Below are 1856 nucleotides of genomic sequence, written 5' to 3' on the forward strand. Positions count from 1 at the left end.
ATATTTGTACATTATTTTCCGCTCCGTAAATGGTATTTTTCTATTGAAAACTGCACGAAAAAAGATTTAAGTTCTGTTAAAACCGTGCACTTTATTATACCATCTTTGAGCAGAAAATATAGTAAAATCAATAGTTTTAAGCTGATTTTCTTTTAATCAGCAGACACTAATTATATCAAGACATAGCAATCCTCTCAATGACTTTTTATTGATGTTTTTCCTTTTTCATCATCTCAATCTTCTCCTGAATATTGGTGTTATACAGTCTGTAGAGATCTGTATCCTTACTGATCTGATTATCAAAAGGAATCACCACCGAACCACACTTGATAAGTCCCATTCCCGATGCAGTATTTGTTACGAAACGAAGCTGTGCTTCTGATACTCCAATAGTCCTCATCTATCCCCTCATCCGGAATTAAATGGCCTCTTTTCTTTCTGTAATAATTTTTCAGAAACATACATTTTCTGCAATCTTCACAGAACAATTCTTCCTGTTCCACTCCCAGAGCTGCGGCAATTCTTTTCAGTGTTCCTGTCTTGGGGGTTCTCGAACCACTCTCGTACTGGGCAATCCTTACATCCCCACGATTCATAAAGCCACATTTTTCTCCTAATTCCCTGAGCGTCAGCTTCTGCTGTTTTCTGTAATATCTGATTCTTTCTCCAACCACTTTCGTTTCCTCCGTAAAATAAAAATGACAGGGAACATAAGTCTTAGGCTTACCATCTGCGTCCTTCTGGTTGTCTGCTGTGAAAATATCTTCCGCTGCATACACCTTGAATACTGCTCCTGCAAGTGAACCCTCTTTATAGACAAACTCCTTATCCTCAGAGTTTGCAAAAAGTCCGCCCTTGAATCCGTCAAGTACCTCGCCCTTCTTTTCAACAGTAAGCTCTCCTACTGCCGGGGCATCAGAATATTCCACTGTGATGATGGCATCATTGGTATCTCCATCTGTCTCAAATGCTGTGTCTGTATCAACCGAAATGTTGATATAGTTATCGTTTACCACATATCCGAATGGTGCTTTGACCTCTTCAATGCGATAGTTACCGATTTTAAGTGCTTCCGGTAAGATCAAATCTCCATCCTCATCTGTAAAGAATGAAGTATGCTTAACCTTTGACGGATAAGTCGTGTACTGAGTTACATATTCGTTCTTTTCAAGATTGAAAATCTTAAACTCAGCATTTGGTACAAGTGCTGTCTGCTTTGTATCAGAATCCTTCTTGATTACACGAGCTTAATCCTTCACCTTCCTTATAGATTGTGATTGCTCCAAGCTGTTCCTTATCTGTAGCGAAGATTCCTGTTGTCTGACCTGCTCTTACAGTAAGAGTATGAACCTTATCCGAAAGAACATAGCCTTTTGGTGCTGTAATCTCCTTCACATAGTAAGTGCCTGCAACAAGAGCTGCCGACTTCGCATATCCATTTCCATCTGTTGTCATGGTCTGCACCCCGTTGGTGCATCCGCTGTCAGAATAAATTCCATAAACTGCACCGGAAAGCTTTACTCCACTGCTCTCGTCAGTCTTTGTAAGCTCACCATATCCGATGTTTTCAGTCTTTACCTTGATATAGGCTTTGACCGGATCGGCTGTAGGCTTTTCAGATATAAACTCCTGATAACCGCTTTTACCTGTGAGCCAGAATACACAGCTTGATGTTGTCTCTACCTTACCTGCATGGTTTATAGAGATTTTTATCTCTGGCTATATAATAGCACTCGTACAAGAAAGTGTCTTCGACACTCTCAACTCCCCTGCCCCTCAATCATGAGGGGAAAGGGGTTTTCCTTTGTCTTTCTTTATTGTAAAATTCTATTATGAATATATTACAATCCATCTTT

At 39.9% G+C, this 1856-nt stretch carries 1 protein-coding gene and 2 pseudogenes; all 3 read right to left on the reverse strand.

Translation table 11 applies throughout. The annotated features are described in order from the left end of the window. Positions 1-205: 205 nt before the first annotated feature. Positions 206-391: pseudogene (locus tag KQI83_RS17230) on the reverse strand (hypothetical protein); the annotation flags it as partial. 103 nt (positions 392-494) lie between these two features. After that, positions 495-1238, reverse strand: a pseudogene (locus KQI83_RS16805) (SpaA isopeptide-forming pilin-related protein); the annotation flags it as partial. Beyond that, a complete protein-coding gene (locus tag KQI83_RS17120; protein WP_330622395.1) occupies positions 1222-1713 on the reverse strand; it encodes a prealbumin-like fold domain-containing protein in 492 nt (163 codons plus the stop codon). The pseudogene KQI83_RS16805 and the gene KQI83_RS17120, both read right to left, overlap by 17 nt. Positions 1714-1856 lie beyond the last annotated feature (143 nt).

The sequence above is a fragment of the Roseburia sp. MSJ-14 genome, from assembly GCF_018918225.1.
Lineage (GTDB): Bacteria > Bacillota > Clostridia > Lachnospirales > Lachnospiraceae > Petralouisia.